This window comes from Dokdonia sinensis (assembly GCF_003688895.1).
Lineage (GTDB): Bacteria > Bacteroidota > Bacteroidia > Flavobacteriales > Flavobacteriaceae > Dokdonia > Dokdonia sinensis.
In genome coordinates, this window is record NZ_REFV01000029.1 from 1 (window position 1) to 2,500 (window position 2,500).

The 2,500-nt window shown below is 43.9% G+C and carries 1 tRNA gene and 1 rRNA gene; both read left to right on the forward strand.

What is annotated here, in order from left to right:
• Window positions 1–534 precede the first annotated feature (534 nt).
• Window positions 535–2,060 (forward strand): 16S ribosomal RNA (locus EAX61_RS16205).
• A gap of 174 nt (window positions 2,061–2,234) precedes the next feature.
• Window positions 2,235–2,308, forward strand: a tRNA-Ile gene (locus EAX61_RS16210).
• The last annotated feature ends 192 nt before the right edge of the window (window positions 2,309–2,500 follow it).

The window sequence follows — 2,500 nt, forward strand, 5'->3', positions numbered from 1 at the left end:
TGTTGTTGTTTATTTGGTTTTAAAAATTTCACATATTTTCTTTAGTTTTTGTCTTGTGGGGAATTAAATCTGTGTTATCTTTGCCGTCCGTTTTGGCGGGGATGTTCTTAAGTTTTGTGCTGTTGTTTTTGGGGTTTTAAAAAAGATTTATTTTTTCTTTTTATTTGCTTGCTATATTAAAAAACAGTTGTACATTTGCACCCGCTTAGAGAAACACCTCTAGCGATGTTCATAGACAGAGATTGAAAATGTAGTGTATGGTAGCGGTTCTGAAACGAGTTCAGAATGAAAGGTTCGATTCCTTTACACTTAACGAGAAGCTTTTTCTTTTTTTTAGGAGAAAGAAGTCCTGGATAGATTTCAGGATAAAGTTCATTGACTTATTGAATTGACAGCGCGTTTTATTTTAGCGATCTTATGGTTGCTTTAAGAAGAACCACTCCTTTTTTTAATTGGAGTATAAAGAAATTGAAAACTAGAATCATTAAGAACTTTGAGTTCAGATTTGGAGTCCTGTAAATTTATTTAAAATACACGATGAAGAGTTTGATCCTGGCTCAGGATGAACGCTAGCGGCAGGCTTAACACATGCAAGTCGAGGGGTAACAGGAGTAGCTTGCTACTTGCTGACGACCGGCGCACGGGTGCGTAACGCGTATACAATCTACCTTATACTGGGGAATAGCCTTTGGAAACGAAGATTAATGCCCCATAGTATCATATACTGGCATCAGTTTTATGATTAAAGTTTCGGCGGTATGAGATGAGTATGCGTTCTATTAGTTAGTTGGTAAGGTAACGGCTTACCAAGACTTCGATAGATAGGGGTCCTGAGAGGGAGATCCCCCACACTGGTACTGAGACACGGACCAGACTCCTACGGGAGGCAGCAGTGAGGAATATTGGACAATGGGCGCAAGCCTGATCCAGCCATGCCGCGTGTAGGAAGACTGCCCTATGGGTTGTAAACTACTTTTATATGGGAAGAATAAGATCTACGTGTAGATTGATGACGGTACCATAAGAATAAGCACCGGCTAACTCCGTGCCAGCAGCCGCGGTAATACGGAGGGTGCAAGCGTTATCCGGAATCATTGGGTTTAAAGGGTCCGTAGGCGGGCTTGTAAGTCAGTGGTGAAAGTCTGTGGCTCAACCATAGAATTGCCATTGATACTGCAGGTCTTGAATTATTGTGAAGTGGTTAGAATATGTAGTGTAGCGGTGAAATGCTTAGATATTACATAGAATACCGATTGCGAAGGCAGATCACTAACAGTATATTGACGCTGATGGACGAAAGCGTAGGTAGCGAACAGGATTAGATACCCTGGTAGTCTACGCCGTAAACGATGGATACTAGCTGTTCGGAACTTGTTTCTGAGTGGCTAAGCGAAAGTGATAAGTATCCCACCTGGGGAGTACGTTCGCAAGAATGAAACTCAAAGGAATTGACGGGGGCCCGCACAAGCGGTGGAGCATGTGGTTTAATTCGATGATACGCGAGGAACCTTACCAGGGCTTAAATGTAGATTGACAGGTTTAGAGATAGACTTTTCTTCGGACAATTTACAAGGTGCTGCATGGTTGTCGTCAGCTCGTGCCGTGAGGTGTCAGGTTAAGTCCTATAACGAGCGCAACCCCTGTGGTTAGTTGCCAGCGAGTAATGTCGGGAACTCTAGCCAGACTGCCGGTGCAAACCGTGAGGAAGGTGGGGATGACGTCAAATCATCACGGCCCTTACGTCCTGGGCCACACACGTGCTACAATGGTGGGGACAGAGAGCAGCCACTGGGCGACCAGGAGCGAATCTATAAACCCTATCACAGTTCGGATCGGAGTCTGCAACTCGACTCCGTGAAGCTGGAATCGCTAGTAATCGGATATCAGCCATGATCCGGTGAATACGTTCCCGGGCCTTGTACACACCGCCCGTCAAGCCATGGAAGCTGGGGGTACCTGAAGTCCGTCACCGCAAGGAGCGGCCTAGGGTAAAACTGGTAACTAGGGCTAAGTCGTAACAAGGTAGCCGTACCGGAAGGTGCGGCTGGAACACCTCCTTTCTAGAGATTGTCTATTTATAGGCATATCAATGGACAAAGAATGTTGGACTATAAAGTTCGGTTCTAGTTTTCAATAGCTGTCGATTTAATATTTTTTTTAGATTTCAGGTATGAGATTTGAGACGTGAGATTTTTATCTGATATCTAGTATCTTATATCTCACATCTATCAAACAGTCTCATAGCTCAGCTGGTTAGAGCGCTACACTGATAATGTAGAGGTCGGCAGTTCGAGTCTGCCTGAGACTACTGCCCAGTGGGCAGACACATTTTAAGAGGTGTGTTTGTGTATTGGATTTACGCTTTCGCGAAAGCTTTATAACTTGCGATGTTCATTTGCACTGGAGTTGTTTCAGTGTCACACATATTTTGAAGGAAATTTTAGAAGTTGGGTTTGTTGCGGGTATTGATACTCAAGACTCATAACTAATAACTCATAAC